Annotated in this window: 19 protein-coding genes; 11 read left to right on the top strand and 8 right to left on the bottom strand. The window is 45.9% G+C overall.

Going from position 1 to position 19,306, the window contains the following annotated elements; translation table 11 throughout:
* Positions 1-26: 26 nt before the first annotated feature.
* The 4 genes from nikB to MU515_RS09735 are packed head-to-tail and all read left to right on the top strand — an operon-like array spanning position 27 to position 3,436.
* Positions 27-971, top strand: a complete 945-nt coding sequence (gene nikB / locus MU515_RS09720) for a nickel ABC transporter permease subunit NikB (RefSeq protein ID WP_260260227.1) — start codon at positions 27-29, stop codon at positions 969-971.
* On the top strand, positions 962-1,789 hold the full coding sequence (gene nikC, locus MU515_RS09725; protein ID WP_260260228.1) for a nickel ABC transporter permease subunit NikC: 828 nt from the start codon (positions 962-964) through the stop codon (positions 1,787-1,789). Before nikB ends, nikC begins: the two co-directional genes overlap by 10 nt.
* A complete protein-coding gene (locus tag MU515_RS09730; RefSeq protein ID WP_260260229.1) occupies positions 1,786-2,544 on the top strand; it encodes an ATP-binding cassette domain-containing protein in 759 nt (252 codons plus the stop codon). The genes nikC and MU515_RS09730 overlap by 4 nt, the downstream gene beginning before the upstream one ends.
* Entirely contained in the window at positions 2,537-3,436 is a 900-nt protein-coding gene (locus MU515_RS09735; RefSeq protein WP_260260230.1) for an ATP-binding cassette domain-containing protein, read from the top strand. Before MU515_RS09730 ends, MU515_RS09735 begins: the two co-directional genes overlap by 8 nt.
* A gap of 82 nt (positions 3,437-3,518) precedes the next feature.
* On the opposite strand, the gene MU515_RS09740 is transcribed toward MU515_RS09735, so the two are convergent.
* The 5 genes from MU515_RS09740 to MU515_RS09760 form a co-directional block, all read right to left on the bottom strand.
* Positions 3,519-3,920: an NUDIX hydrolase gene (locus tag MU515_RS09740; RefSeq protein ID WP_260260231.1), complete on the bottom strand. Its 402-nt coding sequence runs from the start codon at positions 3,918-3,920 to the stop codon at positions 3,519-3,521.
* Positions 3,921-3,922: 2 nt separating this feature from the next.
* Complete coding sequence (locus MU515_RS09745; RefSeq protein WP_260260232.1) at positions 3,923-4,363, bottom strand: GNAT family N-acetyltransferase; 441 nt, start codon at positions 4,361-4,363, stop codon at positions 3,923-3,925.
* 126 nt (positions 4,364-4,489) lie between these two features.
* A complete protein-coding gene (locus MU515_RS09750; RefSeq protein ID WP_260260233.1) occupies positions 4,490-4,960 on the bottom strand; it encodes a DUF5680 domain-containing protein in 471 nt (156 codons plus the stop codon).
* Between the two features lie 81 nt (positions 4,961-5,041).
* Entirely contained in the window at positions 5,042-5,506 is a 465-nt protein-coding gene (locus tag MU515_RS09755) for an RES family NAD+ phosphorylase (protein ID WP_260260234.1), read from the bottom strand.
* Positions 5,506-5,949, bottom strand: coding sequence for an Xre family toxin-antitoxin system antitoxin (locus tag MU515_RS09760; RefSeq protein ID WP_260260235.1), 444 nt, complete (start codon positions 5,947-5,949; stop codon positions 5,506-5,508). The genes MU515_RS09755 and MU515_RS09760 overlap by 1 nt, the downstream gene beginning before the upstream one ends.
* Positions 5,950-6,271: 322 nt before the next feature.
* On the opposite strand from MU515_RS09760, the gene MU515_RS09765 reads away from it, so the two are divergent.
* From MU515_RS09765 to MU515_RS09775, 3 genes are read left to right on the top strand one after another with little or no spacing between them, the layout of a single operon-like run.
* Positions 6,272-7,015, top strand: coding sequence for a 5-oxoprolinase subunit PxpA (locus MU515_RS09765; protein ID WP_260260236.1), 744 nt, complete (start codon positions 6,272-6,274; stop codon positions 7,013-7,015).
* A 1-nt stretch (position 7,016) separates the two neighbouring features.
* Entirely contained in the window at positions 7,017-7,724 is a 708-nt protein-coding gene (locus tag MU515_RS09770) for a 5-oxoprolinase subunit B family protein (protein ID WP_260260237.1), read from the top strand.
* Positions 7,721-8,647, top strand: a complete 927-nt coding sequence (locus MU515_RS09775) for a 5-oxoprolinase subunit C family protein (RefSeq protein WP_260260238.1) — start codon at positions 7,721-7,723, stop codon at positions 8,645-8,647. The genes MU515_RS09770 and MU515_RS09775 overlap by 4 nt, the downstream gene beginning before the upstream one ends.
* A 33-nt stretch (positions 8,648-8,680) precedes the next feature.
* Here the strand turns inward: MU515_RS09775 and MU515_RS09780 are convergent, their stop codons facing one another.
* The 3 genes from MU515_RS09780 to MU515_RS09790 all read right to left on the bottom strand — a co-directional run bounded on the left by MU515_RS09780 (position 8,681) and on the right by MU515_RS09790 (position 13,521).
* Entirely contained in the window at positions 8,681-10,120 is a 1,440-nt protein-coding gene (locus MU515_RS09780) for an FAD-dependent oxidoreductase (protein WP_260260239.1), read from the bottom strand.
* Positions 10,121-10,408: 288 nt separating this feature from the next.
* The gene (locus MU515_RS09785) at positions 10,409-12,844 is read right to left on the bottom strand and encodes an ABC transporter permease (protein WP_260260240.1); all 2,436 of its coding nucleotides are present in this window, start codon (positions 12,842-12,844) and stop codon (positions 10,409-10,411) included.
* Positions 12,845-12,846: 2 nt separating this feature from the next.
* Positions 12,847-13,521: an ABC transporter ATP-binding protein gene (locus MU515_RS09790; protein ID WP_260260241.1), complete on the bottom strand. Its 675-nt coding sequence runs from the start codon at positions 13,519-13,521 to the stop codon at positions 12,847-12,849.
* Between MU515_RS09790 and MU515_RS09795 the strand changes: the two genes are divergently transcribed.
* The 4 genes from MU515_RS09795 (at position 13,520) to MU515_RS09810 (ending at position 19,269) form a co-directional block, all read left to right on the top strand.
* On the top strand, positions 13,520-14,122 hold the full coding sequence (locus MU515_RS09795) for an arylesterase (protein WP_260260242.1): 603 nt from the start codon (positions 13,520-13,522) through the stop codon (positions 14,120-14,122). The two genes, MU515_RS09790 and MU515_RS09795, sit on opposite strands and share 2 nt — an antisense overlap.
* A 94-nt stretch (positions 14,123-14,216) precedes the next feature.
* Complete coding sequence (fabV, locus tag MU515_RS09800; RefSeq protein WP_260260243.1) at positions 14,217-15,419, top strand: enoyl-ACP reductase FabV; 1,203 nt, start codon at positions 14,217-14,219, stop codon at positions 15,417-15,419.
* A 193-nt stretch (positions 15,420-15,612) separates the two neighbouring features.
* On the top strand, positions 15,613-17,526 hold the full coding sequence (locus MU515_RS09805) for a bifunctional diguanylate cyclase/phosphodiesterase (protein WP_260260244.1): 1,914 nt from the start codon (positions 15,613-15,615) through the stop codon (positions 17,524-17,526).
* Between the two features lie 87 nt (positions 17,527-17,613).
* Positions 17,614-19,269 (top strand): ABC-ATPase domain-containing protein, encoded by a 1,656-nt coding sequence (locus MU515_RS09810; protein ID WP_260260245.1) that lies wholly within the window; start codon positions 17,614-17,616, stop codon positions 19,267-19,269.
* The last annotated feature ends 37 nt before the right edge of the window (positions 19,270-19,306 follow it).

Consider the following 19,306-nt stretch of genomic DNA (forward strand, 5'->3'; position numbering starts at 1 on the left):
GCCGCGAGGCTGGCAAAGGATTCATCATGTTATCTTTTGTTGTAAAGCGGCTACTGCTTGTCGTTCCCCTATTATGGGCAGTATCGCTTATTATCTTCCTCTTCTTACGTTTGAGTGGTGCCGAGCCCGCGCTCGCCTACTTGCGCGCTTCTAACATTCCGCTTTCTGATCATTCCATCGCTGAAGCAGAACGTTTTCTTGGTTTAGATAAACCATTATGGGAGCAATATGGCGAATGGCTCTATAACGCCATTCACCTTGATTTTGGCACGTCATACATGACCGGTCGGCCTGTTCTTGAAGATTTAATGTACTACCTTCCCGCGACGCTAAAACTGGCCTCATTTGCTTTGATGCTCACTTTACTGCTCTCAATTCCACTAGCGATTTGGGCAGCACGGTATCGTGACAAATGGCCTGATTTTACTATCCGTGGTTTGGCGTTTATTGGGGTTTCAATCCCTAACTTCTGGTTAGGCTTCTTGTTAGTGTTGCTGTTTTCTATTCAGTTAAATTGGCTACCACCGATGGGATATGGTGGTTTATCTCACATGTTACTACCAGGCTTTGCTATCGCATTTATGTCGCTATGTATTAATGCCCGACTACTGCGAGCCAGTATGCTTGAAGTCAGCGGACAGCGACACGTTCGCTATGCGCGTATTCGCGGCATTTCAGATAGCCGAGTAGAACGAACGCACATATTACGCAATAGCCTATTGCCGATAGTGACTGCGGCAGGCATGCACATTGGTGAGCTAATTGGTGGCTCACTGGTCGTAGAGAGTATCTTCAGTTGGCCCGGCGTTGGCCGCTACGCCATCACGGCGATCAGCAATAACGATTACCCAATCATTCAGTGCTTCACCTTGATGATGACGACGATCTTCATCCTTTGTAACTTAGTGATCGATATTATCTATGCGTGGCTTGACCCAAGAATTCGCTTGGAGGCCGCAGAATGTCAGTAATTCGAAACACACCTATCAGCGCCTTATTAGGCTTTGTTGTTCTGGCGATACTGCTATTTATCGCTATATCCGCCCCATGGCTTGCCCCTTATGACCCAAACGCGATTGATCTCACCGAACGATTGCAAGGCATGAGTAGCGAACATTTACTTGGTACCGATCATCTTGGCCGAGACACGTTTTCTCGCCTAATTACCGCCACATCAGTATCCCTTGGTGCCGTATTCGCCACGTTAGCCCTTATGTTGATCATAGGTGTTGGGCTTGGCGGTTTAGCGGGCTTTGTAGGTGGCCGTACCGATCAAATCATCATGCGCACTTGTGATGTATTTATGACTTTCCCAACGGTTGTATTGGCGCTCTTTATGGTTGCGATTCTTGGTACAGGGTTAGTCAACGTCATCATCGCTATCGCCGTTACCCACTGGGCTTGGTACGCACGTATTGCGCGCAGCCTCGTGTTGTCAGTACGTTCAAGCGATTACTTACGAGCGGCAAAACTGGCTGGCGTTCCGCCCATTGCTCGCTTTCGGATTCATGTTTTACCCAACATCATGGTTCAGTTAATGGTACTCGCCACATTAGATATCGGCCATGTCATGTTGCATGTGTCGGGTTTGAGCTTCTTAGGTTTAGGAGTGCAATCTCCAACGCCTGAATGGGGCGTGATGATTAACGATGCTCGTCAGTTCATTTGGAGTAATCCGATGTTGGTCATCTGGCCGGGATTGGCGATTCTAATCAGTGTTATGGCCTTTAACTTGTTAGGCGATGCGCTAAGGGACAAACTTGACCCTAACTTGGAGCACAGCGGATGAAACTCGAATTAAATAATCTCTACGTCAACGCTGGCGACACTCGGTTAGTCGAAAACATTAGCCTCACCATTGAATCAGGCTCTGTGCTCGCTTTAGTCGGCGCTAGTGGCTCCGGCAAATCAATCACCTGCTCTGCGCTGTTTGATTTACTGCCCAACAACTTACGCTATGAGTGTGATATTCGACTTGATGATCAGGCTATCAATGTTCGTTCAATTCGCGGAAAACACCTCTCCTGCATCATGCAAAATCCAGCTAGTGCATTTAATCCATTGCAGACCATGAAACAGCATGGGGTTGAGACCATGCAAGCAAGTGGGCAGAAATTTGAGCAAACAACCTTAATTGAGGCGATGCGAGATGCCGGGCTGCAAGATTGCGAAAACACGCTCACACTCTATCCGTTTCAAATGAGTGGCGGCATGTTACAACGCATGATGCTTGCACTTGCCCTCGTCAGTTGCGCTGAGTTGCTTGTGGCGGATGAACCTACAACTGATCTCGACTTAGTAGTGCAAGCGCATATTCTCAACCGCTTAGAGCAGATCAGTAAAAAGCGCAATCTCGGTGTATTGTTGGTAACCCATGATTTTGGGGTAGTGGCAAGAATGGCTGACCACGTGGCGGTAATGTCTGACGGTCAAATTGTCGAACAAGGCTCCGTTGAGCAGATCTTCCACCAGCCTACCCATCCTGCAACAAAAGCGTTGCTTAATGCACACCTTTCTCTGTACAAGGAGGTCAGCAATGGTTGATAAAACGTTTATCTCGGTTCAAGGCGTCGCTAAACGCTACCAGCCGCAAGGCCTACTTACCAAGCAAGCCACTAAACAAGTGCTGACCGACATTAATCTTGAAATTAAGCAAGGTGAATCGGTCGCTTTGGTTGGCGCAAGTGGCAGCGGAAAAAGCACGTTATGTCGACTGATATTAGGCTTAGAACCTACCAGTGATGGCAGTATCTTCTATCAAGGGAAACCAATCTCGAACTTTACTAAACAAGATTGGATTGACTATCGCCAAGAGGTTCAATTGGTATTTCAAGACGCAATTGGTGCGGTAAACCCACGCCAAACCATTGGCCAGATATTAGCAGAGCCTTTGCGTTATCTACGCAAGCTTTCTAAACAAGAGATTGAATCTGAAAGTCAGCAATTAATGGCCAAAGTTGGACTCGATGCTGATTTACTAGCTCGAAAAGCAGGACAATTAAGCGGAGGTCAGTTGCAACGGGTTGGTATTGCACGCGCTCTAGCGGTAAAACCAAAATTGATCGCTCTTGATGAATCCCTATCAAGTTTAGACTTAGTGCTCCAGCAGCAAATGATTGCCTTGCTCAAATCGATTCAACAAGAATCCGGCACGGCATTTTTACTTATCACCCATGACTTGCGTTTAGTCGATCTGTTCTGCCATCGAGTTATCGTGCTTGATCAAGGTGAAATTGTTGAAAGTCGCCCAGCAAATACCAATGCACCTTGGCAAAGTGAGATGGGCAAAAAGCTCAATGCCGCGATTCTACCCGCTATGCCGGTTGTTAAAGCGAAAGAGCCTGAATCAACCGTGGAAAGGCCACAAATTAAAGAGCGACCATTAAATGCAGGTACAGCGAAGCAGAATACTAAACCTCAATGTGATTATGCTTAGTTATACCTTAGGCATTACTAAAGCTGTAAAATAACTTTCAATACCAGTGACTAGTTAAAGGAGAGGCACTATTGCCTCTCTTTCATTTCAGTATTAGGTGAGCACTTAAACGTTGATACTCTTTTAGCGCAACTTTATCAGCATCAATAGTGACATTGTCTGGATTGATATCGAACCATTCGACACACTCCGCTTCGAGCGCGGTTATTTCCCCTTGCCACTGAGTAACGACGTAATAGTGAATCAGTTGTAGTTCCGAAGTTGGGTGGTAAAGAGAGCACAGATATTGAGAGCGCACTGGCGTCACTTGCAGTTCTTCCATCAGTTCTCGCATCAACGTATCTTTCTGCTCTTCTCCCGATTCCATATGACCACCGGGAATGTTAGTCATACCGGCATCTGTATCTCGTTCAGCACCACGCTTTTCTAGCAATACCCTATTTTGACTGACAAGCATAAACGAAACGCATTGATGAACATCCATTTCTATACTGCCTCTCTTCGCATTAAAAGCTCCGACTCACTTTCTTCGACAACCTTAAAGCCATGTCGCGAATAAAGCTTTCGTGCTGGGTTCGACTTAATCACACTTAGGCCAACTTTTGAACGGGTTTGCGTTGCGCAGTCAATCAAATGTTCAAGCAACTGACTACCAATACGCTTGCCTTGATATTCGGGTAAAACCTGTAGCTGAACCAAATACCAATAATTCGTATCCTGATCGTAAGTTGCTTTATACAACCCCACAGATTTGCCCTCGTACTCTATGATCTGTGCGTGTTCGAAATGGTAATGGATCCGCTTTTGATACGCTTCATCACTGATTGGCATGTTGGCACCAATCAAGTATTCCCTCATGGTTCGATCTCTTAACGTCATTAAAAAATCTAAATCTGAGAATTTGGCTTTACGTAACGAGATTTCCATACCTAGCTCCGACGATCAAATTTAGTCATAAATTGAGTGTAACAGTCAAAATCAGCCAAGAGTTTCCTTTCCTTAAGTTTCTTTATGAGTGTGACCAAGAGCACCACATCGACCTAACCAAGAGGTTCAACACTTAATTAAGCCGCCGTGATAGTGCAAGTCGTAAACCTTCTCCTGTTCCAGCTCAATCCATTCGTATCCAGTGAACGAATGAACATCCCCTTTATTGGTGTCGTGATATCGCCCCCAATTTGTATCAATCACCGAATCACCAAGAAACTCACCTGACTGATAGATTTCAGTTAATGCTGTTATTACCGCATTGCCAGACTTCTCTCCGTTATAAATATCAGGCCTTAAAATTTTCCCGTAATAGTTCATAGCCCAAACAGGTTCACCTTCAAAATACACCACTTCTTGTCCTAGAAAATCGGTGCCTCCGAAGTAACTGTCGAGGTATTGAAATGAGCCTCTTTGGTATTGAATATCACTAGCGCCTTTGCGTGAAGGCAAAGATTTAGGAGCGCGCCCGATATATGAATTAGCTTTCGCTTCAACAATAAAGCGGTAAAGTTCTTGTTTAGTATAGGATGACATATAACCTCCCGATTAAAGAAGTCATAATAACTGTATATAAACACAGTAACGTCGAGTCATTTCACTTAAATGGAAAAACGCTTATTTGATGAGTCGTAAGTCAAACTGGAAATCGAGACGAGTTGCTGATTGCACTATGGTATGAGCATCAGGGTGTTGAATGTTGAGTAGGTAGTTTCGTTCACGGGGGACAATAGTAGAAGGTACAGATAAAATAGGGCTTGCTAAGCTTTGAAGCCATTGATCGCCGAGTTCTGCCGTCTCAATTGGTGCGGGGTTCTCTTGCCAATTTAAAGGTAAATCTGCGTCATCGATGGCTAGACCACTCTGCTGACTAAAAGCGACTTGATACAATTCGTAACTCGCTAGCAATTCACTATTTTGTAAATGAACCAACATCTCTAACATGGCTAGCGATTCAGAGCCTGCAAGATAGACACAACCTTTGCCTTTACTGTTCCACCTGCCGCCATACAAACGAGCGCCTTCGCCATCAAATGCGTTGGCCGCCCATTTTTTACTGACAATCCGGTAGCCATAAAGCATTAAGAGAAGACCCCATGCTCTAGTCGGCCAATCAAATCAAGCACCGCTTCTGTTTCTGCCGAAGTCGATAACATAGCAATTGGCTTATTATTGCCCAACCCAACTACCGAAGTCGTTAACCATTGACGCGCTTTTGCGGCATCTAACTCGAACAAATCGAGACTCACACGATACACTTCCGCAAAACGATACAGCCTATCGCTTTCTTCTTTATTAAAGCGACCTGACTTAGCCCGACGTTGCAGCGTCGCTCTTGGAATTGCTGTTGCATTTGCCACGTCTTGCTTATCAAAACCTGAGATGCTTGCAAGTTTGCCAAACACCTCAAACGGCAGCCCTTCATGCAATGCTTGATGCAACTTAATGCCGCGAGCAGGCAAGCCTACTTGCTGCCAAAACGAAGCTTTAGCCGGCGTTGGTTTATAACTTTGGAATGTTTGCATCGCCACCTCCATCATTTGATATATTCATTATGTATCAAATGAGCAAAAGCACCAAGCAATATTGTTTGTTTTCTATACACAGACTAAAAACGGCCACATTGTAAATTTGGGCGTCACGCCAATAATCTCGATACCATCAGCACGAACAATCCTACCTAAGTCACTGACACAACGTTGTTATTCACGATAATCTAGTTTGTAACAATCAAAAGCCGCCTTGTACAACAAGGGAACAAACCATTGCCGCGCTAAAGTGCAAATTGTACCTGCGGCAATCTATGCTAAACACTGAGGTAAAGGATTTGGTACAGGGAGCGTATCTATGACACAACGACGCCTCACCTTAAATTGCGACATGGGTGAAAGTTTTGGTAGTTGGACTAAAGGGCAAGATGACAAAGTGATGCCACTCATCGACATGGCAAACATTGCCTGTGGGTTTCATGCATCGGATCCCGTCACGATGGCGAACACAGTTAAGCTCGCAGTTCGGCATCAAGTCAGTGTTGGCGCGCATCCTAGCTACCCTGATCTCGTTGGCTTTGGTCGGCGCAGTATGACCCTTTCCGCCGAGGAAATCACTTACTCTGTTATCTACCAGGTGGGCGCTCTTAAGGCGGTTTGCGAAAGCTTCAATCATAGCGTTGACTACATCAAACCCCATGGCGCGCTCTATAACGATATGATGCGCGATATTGCTGTTTTTGAATCGATTGTCGATGCAGCTGCAAGTTTTAACCTACCTATCATGATGCTCGCGCAACAAAACAACAGTGACTATTTCGATATTGCCGAGCGCTACGATGTCCCACTGTTATTCGAAGCCTTTGCCGATCGCGCTTATTTGGTTGATGGCAGCCTTGCCCCTAGAGAACAAGCAGGCTCAGTATTAACACGCCAAGAAGACATCATTGGCCAAGTGCTGCAAATCGTCAATTATGGCAAGGTACGCACCATAGACGGTTACACCTTAGATATTGAAGCAGACACTATTTGCGTGCATGGCGACAACCCCGCGGCGCTTCAAACGCTAATTGAGCTCAAACAACAATTAGGCAGAGGTTAATATGGACGACTTCCGCTATCGTATTGAACCTATCTCCGAAACCGCGTTGATGGTTCGATTTGTTCACCCTTCGAGCAAATCGCTATCAATGGCGATCGGCTACATTGCCAATGAAATCTATCGTCAGCATGCGCACTTTATAATGAATGCGACACCAGCTTACGACTCTATCTTGGTCGATTATTTACCTAATCGAATTAGCCCCAGCGCGCTTACCAAAGCCATTGAAGCAATCATTGACCACTACCAGCCTACGCAAATAGCGACCAAGCGCGAAGTGATACCACTACCAGTCTATTATGATAGTCAAGTGGGCCCTGATTTAGCCTTGTATAAAGATAGAGGCTTATCCCTTGATGACGTTATCGCCCTACACACTGAGCGCACCTATTTCGTGAGTGCCATTGGTTTTTCGGCAGGTTTCGCCTTTTTGAGTGATGTTCCACCCGAACTAGAACACCCACGCCAATCCACACCAAGGCTGAATGTACCAAAAGGCAGCGTGGCTATTGCTGGCAGTAAAACCGCCATCTATCCGAGTGCTTCACCAGGTGGTTGGAACATTATAGGTAATTGCCCAATTGATCTTTATGACCCTAACCAGACACCGGTAACACCGTTTTCTATAGGTGCGGAAGTGAAGTTCTATTCGATTGATAAAGCGACATTTATTGAATTTGGTGGCCAAATACATGAGGGTTGGAAATGAGTCGAGACTATATTGAGATCATCAAACCCGGCGCTTTAAGCCTACTGCAAGACCTCGGGCGTTTTGGGCAAAGCCAAATGGGCATCACTCAAGGTGGTGCCTTGGATGATTACGCATACAGTTGGGCAAATAAGTTACTTAGCAACCCCGCTGGCGCCGCCTGTATTGAAATTACTCTGGGCCAAAGCAGTTACCGAATTAATGCTGATTGCCAACTGGCGATCACTGGCGCTGAAATGAATGCCAAACTGGATGACCAACCCATTGCTAACTGGGCAAGCTTTAATGCGCGAAAAGGCCAAACCCTGAGTTTCGCTATCGCCCAATCAGGGTTACGCAGTTATCTAGCCGTCAAACATGGTTTTCAAGTAGAGCCTCAATTAGGCAGCACTTCTACGGTTGCACGAGACAAACTCGGTGGTCTAACCCAAGGCTTGGCGCTACAACCAGGTGATAAGTTACCCGTTATCGCAACTCAAGCAAGTAAGCAAAACCAGCTAAGTTTTCGCTTCACGCCAGATTATTCCTTACCTATAAAACTGAGAGTAATTGAAGGTTTCCAAACCCAACTGTTTAGCGATGAAGCGCTGAACCACTTTTATCAAACCTCGTTTACGGTAAGCCAAAACATCAATCGCATGGGGTATCGACTCACCGGAGCCAAAGTCGACGCACCCACTGACACCTTATTAAGTGAAGGTATTGCCCTTGGCGCGATTCAAGTTCCACCTGATGGCGAGCCAATCATTTTGCTCAATGATCGCCAAACCTTAGGCGGCTACCCAAAACTAGGCTGTGTGGCGCGTGTTGATTTGCCGCGCTTAGCACAAGCCAAACCGGGGCAAACTGTCTCATTCGTGAAAGGGGATTTAAGCGAACTACAATCGATTTGGTGTCGCTGGGCAGACTACTTCGGTTACTAAAACTGCTGCTGAGAGTATTAGGGCGATCAAACCCTAATATTCTCCATATATCTCTGCTAACTCAACAGGATAATTACGTTGAAAGGCAAGCGCTTTCGCACGCTCAACAACCATTTGCTCTGTCAAGGCCATGGTCACTGGATGCGCTTGTTCGATAGAATCTGTTGCGTTTTTCGCTAAGCCCCACTGCTGTGCAATTTTCATTGCCGCTTCAATCGCTGAAGAACCTTTGACGATTTCTAACCGCGCATAATTGTCACCATCAAAGCTAACATCTGCCGCACGTAACGTATCGTCATCACCCGGAATTTGCTGAGCGCCAAACAATGGCGTACCAAACTCTGTTGCTGACGCATAATCTGGTACGAAACGGCTCATGTGCTCAATGGCGCGCATGCTGCGCGAGACTTGCACTTGCTCAGGCCAACCGTGCTCAATTTTGTTCTCTAGCCTTACTGGTAACATCGGCTGTGAGGATTCGCCATTGCTGGTTACAAGGCCATCTTCAAACAGCGTTATATCTTTGGTCATACCATGCAATTGGAACACATTATTGGCGTATGGCGTTAACTGCGCCATGCCGTTTTTGCTGCCACGCGGCCCATGGAAGATCACTTCAGGCCATTTGTATTGGTTGTGCTGCCAGTGAGTCACGTAAGCGGCTTTAAACTCCACCAAGCGTGTGCGTTTCTTGGCAACCAAATCATCAATAGATCCGGTTTTAAAACCACAAGCATTAATCACATAATCGTAGTTTTGCGTATGCAACCCTTCGGCGGATTCAACCGTTACACTCCAGCCTTGCTCGTTTTCAGTCACATCGACGACTTTGCTAGCAACACTTAATTGGCAGTTGTCGAGCTGTTCAAGAACTAAAGAGGCCGTTGCCGCAATGCGGAAAACGCTCCAACCGTGTTCTTGCACCGCGACAATCGGGTATGTCATCCCATCGAGATCGGCCTGCTCTGCAAAAGGAATCAACCATTCATCAAAGCCCTGTGGATCTTTGGGTTGTGGCTGGCCTTTTAACGCCTCTAAGTCATCGCGATAATAGAGTTGGTAATAATCTTGTGGCTCGCCCAACACTTTGTTAGCAATGTCTTGCTCTACTAACTTTTGGTATACAGATTGAATCTGAGTTAAGCGAGGCAACAAAGCATTTGGGTCACCGCCATCGCTTTTAGGTACCACAATCAAAGTCGGACGACGATTAAGAGTATGAGGATAAAGACGAACAGAATTGATCGACTGGGTAAGCAGCTCAAGACATTGCTCAAGCGAGATCTCTCGGTATAAATTACCACCAGCATGCAAATGACAAATTGGCGGGCCACTGACCAAGCTTGGGCTCTTCTCAATCAAATGGACATTCACGCCCTGCTCTGCAAGATGCATTGCAGCCGTTGAGCCCGCGATGCCAGCTCCGATTATTGCGACTTTAGGTGCCGACTTTCGATCATTAGTTGAGTTCATTTCGATCAGTAATTCATTCTTTCTGATGGTATTTTAAAGACTTTAGCTTGCTATGAAAATCACATTTTTTAGATGGGTTTGAACACATATTTTCATTGTAAAAAAAACGAAAAAAAGCTTGACGTATTTTTTGTGAAAAGCCAATTCCCGCTCTGTGTGAATAACAAATTTGCGCTACACATCGTGGTCATTGGCTTTGTGAGCTAACACGTATTATTCGCCAGTTAAGTTATCCCGAACTTTATCCACAGCTTCTGTGGGTAACTAGCGATTATAACGTACAGAGTGTCAGCTAAAGTCTTTATTTATCGGGACTAACAGCTGCTTTATCAGACTGTTAACAACTAGTGCAAGTGTGCAAAAAGCAAGCACTGGCAAAGCGATCCAAAGTGGATAATGAAGGGAAAATGCCATATCAAATCCGATCTCTATGATCCCAGCAACCACCAACTCCGCACCTGCGACGGCCACAATACCAGCTACAAGCGCCATCAATCCATATTCAGCCCAAATAGTGCGAACCACTCGCTTTTTACTCGCGCCTAATGTTCGATAAAGTTGAATTTCACTTTGTCTTTGCCCCAAGCTCAATCGCAACAAGGTAAATATCAGCAATAGTCCCGCAATCACGCTCAGCGCCGCTAGCAGCGTCACAGCCCAAACAATTTGCTCGACCAATTGCTGGATTTTTGCACCCATGACGCGGATATCCATCAAACTGACGGTAGGATGCTCACGAGAGAGTGTATTGAGCAAAGTATCGTGCTGATCTTCCACTCGAAAGCTGACCAAATATGTAGCCGGAATCGACTTTAAAACATCAGGGCTAAAGATGAAGTAGAAATTGGGCTTCATATCGCGCCATTCTACCGCACGAATGCTATCAACCCGTGCGGCTATTGGTTGGCTGTTGATAACAAAGCCAAGCTCATCACCAATCTCCAAACCAAGATCGTTAGCCACATCAGATTCAACCGATACACTGCCCGCTTGCTGCCATTCACCGTCCACCAGTGTGTTATGACTTGGCATTTGATCGGCAAAGGTAAAGTTGATTTCTCTGCGAAGCGCGTCGCTGGCTTCTTCACCTTGCGCTCGTTGCTTAGCATCTTGATCATTTACCGTAGTCAAACGGCCGCGAATAATAGGATAAGCGTCAGAACGAATCAGCTCTGCACTGTCCAACTTGGCAACGTAATTTTCAATTTCATACGGAGCAATATTCAGCGCAAACGCGTTTGGTGCGTCATCCGGTAGCGTTCGCTGCCAATCTGCAAGAAGATCGGTTCGAACCAACCACATCACCGCTAGCAACATTAGCGAGAGCGCCAAAGCACCAAATTGAATACCAGTGGCAAGACTTGAGCGGTTAATTCGACTTAAGGCCAGTTTATAAGTTGGCGACAGTGGTAACTTTGCGAGTGTACGGGTTATGCCCACACTGAGTAGTGCTAACACAACAAACAACGCGACAATACCGCCTAGCACCATCCAAACTAATTGGTTGCTGTGATAAACCACCAGCATCGGCACTATTGGAACCAGTAGCAACCAGTATTCTTTGCCACGCTTACCCTGCTGAGCTTGAGGCTGCATCACATTGACCGCACTGATATTAATCAGTTTCATAAATGGAATGCCTAATGCTGGAATCGCAATTAATAAGCTAGTCGCAATCGCAATAATAGCTGGATTTGCGCCATAACCCGGTAATGGATTAGGCAAGAGATCGGCCAAAGGAATGCGCAATAAGTATTCCAATCCAATCCCAATCACTACGCCAAAGACAGAAGCACTAATCAACAAAATAACCAACTGAATCGATAGCCAACGCTTTAACCACGCTCGACTTGCGCCCAAGCTTTTGAGCATCGCCAAGGTTTTTAAACGCGTGGTAACGTAATGCTGACAAGTTAACACTAGTGTCGTAGCGGCCATGATCACCACAATTGCAACAGTCAGTGACAGATATTGCTCGGTGCGTTGGAACATCTCATTGGTGCGGCTAGCGCTATTTTGGTCGCGCCATTGATCACTCGGTGAAAGTTCGACCGTCTGTTTAATCGATTCTATTTGCTGCTCTGTACCATTGAGGTAAAGGTTATAGCGGACTCGACTGCCTAATTGAATCGCGCCGGTTTTTTCTAAATCATCACTATGAATATAGGCAGAAGGCATTTGCTGAAATGGGTTAAAACTTAAACCCGGCTCTTCAACTACCCGGCCTGTGATGGCAAATTCAGCATCGCCTATCGCGATAACTTGCCCTTCTTCAACATCAAGCTGACTAAACAAACGCTCATCAAGCCACAATTGTCCCGGCGTAACATGGCTTGCCTCTTTACCCGCTTGGCTAAGCCTTAAATCGCCCTGTAATGGATATGCAGAATCGACCGCTTTAACGGTGATCAGCTTCATTTCTTGATCGCTAAACGCCATCGTGCCAAAACGCACTTGGGTCGCTTTAGGCAAGTTTTGCGCGTCAGCCGCTGCAATCAGCGTATCAGGTAACGGATTGGCCGAGGTATACACGCTATCTGCGGTAAGTGCTTGTTTGCCTTGCTTGACGATTACTTGCTCCATTCGCTCTGCTAAAGCTGTCAAGGCAAAAATAGAAGCGATGATCAATGTAAGAGCAATAGTCACTGGCCATAGTTGGCCATGACGTATTTCGCTCATACTCCATCGAAACAAGCGTCGATTTAATCCATGTGCTTGGCTCATGGCTACGCCTCCTCGATTTGGCCGCCAGCGATCTTCACAATACGATCACACTGATTCGCAAGCTTCATATCGTGAGTAACCAACACCAAGGTTGTGCCGTGTTGACGATTTAGCTCAAACAACAACTCAACCACTTTGCTTGCTGTCTGTTGGTCCAAGTTTCCGGTTGGTTCGTCAGCAAACAGAATTTCAGGATTAATCATAAAGGCTCGCGCTAATGCCACTCGTTGCTGCTCGCCGCCAGACAATTGCGCAGGTGAATGGTGCATACGATGACCAAGCCCTACAGACTCAAGCAAGCTTTTTGCGCGCTGTTGATCTTCCTCTTCGCCTTTTAATAGGCACGGAAGAGTAACGTTATCGATAGCAGAAAGGCTTGGGATTAGAAGAAAGCTCTGAAACACAAAACCCACAGATTCACTGCGTATCGCGGCTCTTGCTTCATCATCAAGGGATGATAACGGTTTACCTAACAATGAAACCTCACCACTGGTTGGTACATCAAGGCCAGCCAGTAGGGTCATTAGGGTTGATTTACCCGCACCAGATGTACCAACAATCGCGACGGTTTCGCCCGATTTAATATCAAGGTTTATGCCATCAAGGATTGTTAATTGCTCTTGATTGGTGGAAACTGTTTTGGATAGAGATGTTGCTTTAATGACGGATGTTTGCATGCTACGACTATTATCCTTTCTACTCGCGTTACTTTTCATCAATCCAGTAAGCGCTAAAACGCTTCTGATATTAGGTGACAGCCTAAGTGCAGGCTACCAAATGCCAATCGAAAATGCTTGGCCTAGTTTATTGCCAAATGTAATGGCCGAACAAGGTAAAGCGGTCAAAGTGGTTAACGGCAGTATCTCTGGTGACACCACTGGTAACGGTTTAGCCCGTTTGCCTAACTTGCTGAGCCAGCATAAACCTCAATATGTACTCATCGAACTGGGTGCAAATGATGGTCTGCGCGGATTTCCACCAGCGCTTATTAAAGACAACCTCACCACCATGATTAGCATGATAAGAGAGAGCAACGCTACCCCACTTTTGATGCAAATTCATGTGCTACCCAATTACGGAAAACGTTACACCAACGCCTTTACCCAAGTGTATCCAAATGTGGCTGAGCAATCGGATGTACCGTTACTGCCCTTCTTCTTAGACCCTGTCATTCGTGATTACCCACAATGGATGATGAGTGATGGATTACACCCAAAACCCGATGCGCAACCATGGATTGCCGAATTTGTTTCTAAGCAGTTAATAAACCATCTCTAATTGCCATAGCTCAATAAACTTTACTTAGTTTTACGCTATGTTGAACCTTATAGGTACAACCCCTACATAAATAAACTTGGCGTAGGAGAGCAAAATGATAATAAAGCCAGAAATCCACGGCGTTGTTGCACGCAGCGCCCATCCCCTAGGTTGTGAGCAAGCCGTTCTCAAACAAATTGAGTACGTAAAATCTGCAGAACCCATTAAAAATGGTCCTAAACGCGTACTGATTATCGGTGCTTCCTCCGGATTTGGCTTAGCTGCACGTATTGCACTGGCATTTGGTGGCGCGAATGCCGACACCATTGGCGTCTCGTTTGAAAGAGGGCCATCAGAAAAGGGGGTTGGCAGCGCGGGCTTTTACAATAACCTCTACTTTAAAAAGCACGCAGAAATTGAAGGCCGTATCGCGGTGAACATTCAAGGCGATGCCTTTTCCAAACAAGTCAAAGAAGAAGTAATCGAGGCCATTGAAACCTATTTTGAAGGTGAAGTTGACCTAATCATCTACAGTGTCGCGAGCGGTGTAAGACCCAACTACCAAACGGGTGAAATGTGGCGCTCTGCTATTAAGCCTATTGGTGAAGCGGTATCCGGTGCATCTGTGATGCTCGACAGTGAGCAATGGATTGAATCATCGCTTGAAGCTGCAAGCGACGCTGAAATTGAAGGTACGCTCAAAGTAATGGGTGGCGAAGATTGGGAAGCGTGGATTGATACACTGATCAACGCGGAATCAGTCGCGCAAGGCTGCCAAACCGTCGCTTTCTCCTACATTGGCCCAGAGTTCACCCACCCTATCTACCTTGATGGCACATTAGGCCGAGCTAAAGTCGATTTACATCAAACTAGCCACTCTTTGAATTTAAAACTGGCTAACTTTGACGGTGGCGCATACGCCAGTGTGTGTAAAGCTTTAGTCACTAAAGCGAGTGTATTCATCCCAGGGCTTACCCCGTATTTATTGGCTCTGTACCAAGTGATGAAGCAAAAAGGCACTCATGAAGGATGCATCGAGCAGATGCAACGCCTATTCAATAGCAAACTTTACGGCCAAGCTAATGTCCCAGTAGACGGTGAACGTTTGATCCGTATTGATGACTTGGAATTAGATCCAGACACCCAGCAAAAAGTGACGGCATTACTGGCTCAAATGAACCAAAGTAACTTCGTTGAATTGGGCGATTATGCCGGGTTTAAGCAAGAGTTTATGCAGCTAAATGGCTTTGAATTTGACCAAGTTGACTATACGCAACCAGTTGATTTAGAAAAAATTATCAAACCTTATCTCGACTAAACTTCTCGTCTCAATAATGAGAAAGCCGAAATTCGACAAAACCCTGCATCCATTGCAGGGTTTTTCTTTGATACAGTTAACAATCGTGAGCACCGTTTGCTTTCAATGCCATTGTTAACCAAATAATTAAGTCTATTATTAGTAAGAGCACGGAATGCTCTCGTTTGCCATAGGCATGAAGGACTATTCAAATATGTCGAAAATCGTAACAGAGAATTTATCTATTCCCGATGAAATGTCGCAAAGTTGGCAAAATATCGTCAACTTGCTTGCTACTATTGTTTCCGTTCCTGCGGCATTAATCATGCGGATTCATCCAAAGACCATCGAAGTGGTGTCCAATAATGACAACACACCACATCCTTATCACAACGGTGACAGCGAATCGTTAGGCCAAGGCCTTTACTGCGAACATGTCATCAATACCCAACAAGCGCTTCATGTACCCAATGCACTTCACGATAAAGATTGGGACGCTAACCCTGACATTAAACTCGGCATGATCGCCTATTGTGGCCTGCCGATTAATTGGCCCAACGGGGACCCGTTTGGCACCATTTGTATTTTAGACTCTGACACCAATCAGTTTTCTAACACCTATAAATCATTGCTCGAAAGCTTTCGTGACACCGTACAAGCGCAGTTAGCCACCTTGTATCAAAACGAGAAGCTGCAACAGCTCAATCAAGAGCTCAAGTCTCGCGTCAGCACCCGCACCCAAGATTTGGTGGATCTAAACTACTCACTGAATAAAGAGATCAATAAGCGCCGCGCAGCCGAGCAAAAAATCATTTATCACCAAAGACACGATTTGGGCACAGGCTTTCTAAACCGCACTTCGCTAGAATTTGAAACCGAGCAAATGCTGCTGGAGTGCAGTAAACACGCTAACCATCAAGCGGCCGCCCTACATATTGGGTTTACTAACGGTAAGTTGATTCAAGCCAAATATGGTTACGATGTGTGGGAAGGTATATTGGTTCAGTTCCATCAACGTCTGAATCAAATTGCTAACGTGGATTTGCTCGTAGCTCGCCCAACTTCCACCGATTTAGTCCTACTGACTCACTCAGCCAATTTGGCGGAAACGCTTAATCATTTGTGCGCACAAGTGCTCGAAGCAAGCCATTCCGAGTTTGATGTAGAAGGCGATCGCCTGCATTTGCACTCCTACATTGGTGTCAGCACAACTAATGAATCGAAAACTAGCTTAGGGCTTTTAAAGCATGCCGCCGAAGCGATGCGCGCTTGTAAAGATTCTGGGCGAAAATATAGCTTCTATTCGCAAGATATTTCTGACGTTCAGACCAATATCAACCAACTAGAAAGCTATCTGTTGCAAGCCGTACGAAGCGATGACTTGCTGCTCTACTTCCAACCAAAGGTATCACCAACGTCGCACCAATGGACGGGCGCAGAAGCTCTACTTCGTTGGCGACACCCAATATTGGGCGACATCTCCAATGAAACACTGATTCACATGGCCGAGCAAAATGGGCTTATCTTCGAAGTCGGTACGTTTGTATTGCGCTCTGCGATTCAAAAAGCGGCCGAATGGGCCACGCAAGTAAGCAACTTTAAAATTGCGGTCAACATTTCTGCCGTGCAGCTTAAAAACCCTCACTTTGCCGAGCAGATACAAGACCTTCTCGAAGCTTACCAACTGCCTGTTGAGTATCTAGAACTGGAAGTGACCGAGAGTGGCCTCATCGCTGATGAGAGCACCGCAAGCAATACCTTAGCGGCGCTGCATAAATTAGGCGTTACCTTGTCACTTGATGATTTCGGAACTGGCTATTCATCATTCAACTATCTGAAAAAATTCCCGTTCGATGCCATCAAAGTGGACAAGAGTTTTATTCAACAACTCGACAACTGCGAAGAAGACAAAGAAATTGTCCGCTCTATCATCAGTGTGGCTAAAAAACTCAACCTGCAAGTCACGGTTGAAGGCATTGAAAACATCAGCCACGAAGAATTTATCATTAAGGAAGGCTGTGAATTTGGCCAAGGTTTCTTCTACGGAAAACCCATGCCATGCGAAGAATTCGAGGTCAATTTACTCAATCAGCAAACCGGTGACGAAATTAAGCCCTCTTTACAATAATTAAATGCGTTTATCTTCGTGTGTTTCTTTACTCTATGGCGAGCGGTTTCTATAATCCTCGCCTTTATTATTTGAAGTGAATTCATTATGGACCAGCTAATCGCGACCCTAAAGAAAATCGAAAAACAAAATTACCGCGCGTATCAACAAATCAAAGGTCAATATGACTTCACTGATTTCACTCTCCATGTTGATTACATTCAAGCTGATCCATACGCCTCTGCTTCACGCCTACGCGCAGTTCGCCCTTGGTCTGTAACTGGCCTTGATTGGTTAAAAGAGCAGTCTCACGCTTATCAAGTTGCCGCTCGTGACTTTATCGCCAGACAATTTGCTGCATTTGCAAAGCAAGAGTCGCACATCGATATCTCGCTGTCGGGTCAAACCGTGTTGGACTCAACAGCGGTTCTATTTACCGAGCAAGGCATTGAAATTCGTTTTCGCGCTAACCTTCCAGCGGAAGGCCGTTCGGTGCTAGGTAAAAAGGCGACCAATATTCTGACCTTCCATCTGCCTAAATTTATTCGCCGTGCGACGCTAGAGCGTGAAATAGACAAAAAAGCACTGATTGAGCACTGCCAAATTGTTGAAGACCAACATGCATTGCGCGCTCAACTTGATGAGCACAACCTTGTGGCTTTTGTCGCTAACGGCTCTGTACTACCCCGTATCGCTGGTAACTGTGATTTACCGATGAAAGACGCAGTGGCTTTCACTGCGCCAAGCTCACTAGAAGTAACGCTTAACACGCCAAACCAAGGCGAGATCACTGGCTTAGGTGTTCCAAAAGGCATTACTTTGATTGTTGGTGGTGGTTTCCATGGTAAATCAACACTACTGACTGCAATCGAACGTTCTATTTACGATCACATCCCAGGTGATGGCCGTGAGCGCATCGTTACCAATGCAGCAGCAATGAAGATCCGCGCCGAAGATGGCCGTTGTGTGCACAATTTAAACCTATCTAACTACATTAACCATTTGCCTATGGGCAAAGATACTGCTGATTTTTCTACGCAAGATGCGTCTGGCTCAACTTCTCAAGCGGCATGGTTGCAGGAGTCAATTGAAGCAGGTGCGACGAGCCTATTGATTGATGAAGATACCTCAGCTACTAACTTCATGATCCGTGATGAACGTATGCAAGCCTTGGTAGCGAAAGGTGATGAGCCGATTACTCCGCTGGTTGACCGTATTGGCCAATTGCGCGATGAACTTGAGATCTCAACGCTTGTGGTTATGGGTGGCTCTGGTGATTACCTTGATGTCGCTGACACCGTGATTCAAATGCACGACTACCAAGCAATCGATGTAACCGAAAAGGCTAAGCTGGTGATTGAGCAGCACCCTACTCAACGTCACAACGAGAGTGAAAATGCGCTAACCACCTTCCGCCCTCGAAGCCTAAACCGTGCTGCGCTGCAAACCATCTTGGCTGATGGCAAGTTCCGCGTATCGGCCAAAGGAACAGATTCACTTCGCTTTGGTAAAGAGTTTGCCGACCTGTCAGCGCTAGAACAGCTTGAATCAAGCTCTGAAATCAATGCCATTGGTTGGCTGTGGTTCCAGTTAGCGCAGTTGCCTGGTTGGTCAAACAACCCAGCAAAAGAAGTGGCGGAGATGTTGAACCATTCTTGGCATGCCATGATGCCAAATCAAGGTGATTTAGCGAAGCCGCGCGTACTAGATGTAATGGCCGCGCTAAACCGAATGAGAAAATCTCAGTTCAAACCATCTAAGTAAGTTTGATAGTAAAAAAGCGCCCAAAGGCGCTTTTTTA

It is taken from the genome of Vibrio intestinalis (assembly GCF_025195085.2).
Taxonomy (GTDB): Bacteria; Pseudomonadota; Gammaproteobacteria; order Enterobacterales; family Vibrionaceae; genus Vibrio; species Vibrio intestinalis.

Bases quoted from the DNA above. Each gene is read 5' to 3' on its own strand.
- nikB (WP_260260227.1), top strand. From the start codon at position 27: ATGTTATCTTTTGTTGTAAAGCGGCTACTGCTTGTCGTTCCCCTATTA.
- nikC (WP_260260228.1), top strand. From the start codon at position 962: ATGTCAGTAATTCGAAACACACCTATCAGCGCCTTATTAGGCTTTGTT.
- MU515_RS09730 (WP_260260229.1), top strand. From the start codon at position 1,786: ATGAAACTCGAATTAAATAATCTCTACGTCAACGCTGGCGACACTCGG.
- MU515_RS09735 (WP_260260230.1), top strand. From the start codon at position 2,537: ATGGTTGATAAAACGTTTATCTCGGTTCAAGGCGTCGCTAAACGCTAC.
- MU515_RS09740 (WP_260260231.1), bottom strand. From the start codon at position 3,920: ATGGATGTTCATCAATGCGTTTCGTTTATGCTTGTCAGTCAAAATAGG.
- MU515_RS09745 (WP_260260232.1), bottom strand. From the start codon at position 4,363: ATGGAAATCTCGTTACGTAAAGCCAAATTCTCAGATTTAGATTTTTTA.
- MU515_RS09750 (WP_260260233.1), bottom strand. From the start codon at position 4,960: ATGTCATCCTATACTAAACAAGAACTTTACCGCTTTATTGTTGAAGCG.
- MU515_RS09755 (WP_260260234.1), bottom strand. From the start codon at position 5,506: ATGCTTTATGGCTACCGGATTGTCAGTAAAAAATGGGCGGCCAACGCA.
- MU515_RS09760 (WP_260260235.1), bottom strand. From the start codon at position 5,949: ATGCAAACATTCCAAAGTTATAAACCAACGCCGGCTAAAGCTTCGTTT.
- MU515_RS09765 (WP_260260236.1), top strand. From the start codon at position 6,272: ATGACACAACGACGCCTCACCTTAAATTGCGACATGGGTGAAAGTTTT.
- MU515_RS09770 (WP_260260237.1), top strand. From the start codon at position 7,017: ATGGACGACTTCCGCTATCGTATTGAACCTATCTCCGAAACCGCGTTG.
- MU515_RS09775 (WP_260260238.1), top strand. From the start codon at position 7,721: ATGAGTCGAGACTATATTGAGATCATCAAACCCGGCGCTTTAAGCCTA.
- MU515_RS09780 (WP_260260239.1), bottom strand. From the start codon at position 10,120: ATGAACTCAACTAATGATCGAAAGTCGGCACCTAAAGTCGCAATAATC.
- MU515_RS09785 (WP_260260240.1), bottom strand. From the start codon at position 12,844: ATGAGCCAAGCACATGGATTAAATCGACGCTTGTTTCGATGGAGTATG.
- MU515_RS09795 (WP_260260242.1), top strand. From the start codon at position 13,520: ATGCTACGACTATTATCCTTTCTACTCGCGTTACTTTTCATCAATCCA.
- MU515_RS09790 (WP_260260241.1), bottom strand. From the start codon at position 13,521: ATGCAAACATCCGTCATTAAAGCAACATCTCTATCCAAAACAGTTTCC.
- fabV (WP_260260243.1), top strand. From the start codon at position 14,217: ATGATAATAAAGCCAGAAATCCACGGCGTTGTTGCACGCAGCGCCCAT.
- MU515_RS09805 (WP_260260244.1), top strand. From the start codon at position 15,613: ATGTCGAAAATCGTAACAGAGAATTTATCTATTCCCGATGAAATGTCG.
- MU515_RS09810 (WP_260260245.1), top strand. From the start codon at position 17,614: ATGGACCAGCTAATCGCGACCCTAAAGAAAATCGAAAAACAAAATTAC.